This is a genomic window from Pseudomonas sp. R62 (genome assembly GCF_000257605.1).
GTDB classification, from domain to species: Bacteria; Pseudomonadota; Gammaproteobacteria; order Pseudomonadales; family Pseudomonadaceae; genus Aquipseudomonas; species Aquipseudomonas atacamensis.
Genome location: NZ_AHZM01000948.1, coordinates 1 through 653, shown reverse-complemented (window position 1 = coordinate 653; position 653 = coordinate 1). Strand labels below are relative to the sequence as shown.

At 60.2% G+C, this 653-nt stretch carries 1 protein-coding gene; it reads left to right on the top strand.

All coding sequences use genetic code 11. The annotated features are described in order from the left end of the window. A partial coding sequence (locus tag OQK_RS01295; RefSeq protein ID WP_016770758.1) for an NAD(P)-binding domain-containing protein occupies positions 1 to 653 on the top strand: 653 nt, incomplete at both ends.

The window sequence follows — 653 nt, the reverse complement described above, 5'->3', positions numbered from 1 at the left end:
AGATGTACACCAAGGTCATGGAACTCAACTACTGGCCGCGCACTGAATGCCTCGGCGCTACGTTTGACGAAGAGACTGGCCGCTGGACCGTGGAGGTCCTGCGCAACGGCGAGCGCATCACCCTGCAACCGACGCAACTGATCCTCGCCACCGGCATGTCTGGCGTACCGAATGTGCCGGTGTATCCCGGCGCCGAAAACTTCCAGGGCCAGCAACATCACTCCAGCCGTCACCCCGGCGGCGATGCGTGGAAAGGCAAGCGCGCAGTGGTCATCGGCGCGAACAATTCAGCCCACGACATCTGCGCCGATCTGGTGGAAAACGGCACCGAGGTGACCATGGTGCAACGTTCGAGCACGCACATCGTGCGTTCGGACAGCCTGATGGAACTGGTTTTCGGCGGGCTTTATTCCGAAGAGGCGCTCGAGTCGGGGCTGACCACGGACAAGGCCGACCTGCTGTTCGCCTCGATTCCGTACAAAGTCATGCCACAGTTTCATCGGCCGATCTTCGACGCGATCAAGGAGCGCGACAAGGACTTCTATGAACGCCTGAGCCGGGCGGGTTTCATGCTCGATTTCGGCGACGATGAATCGGGTTTGTTCATGAAATACGTACGCCGTGGCTCGGGTTACTACATCGACGTCGGCGCC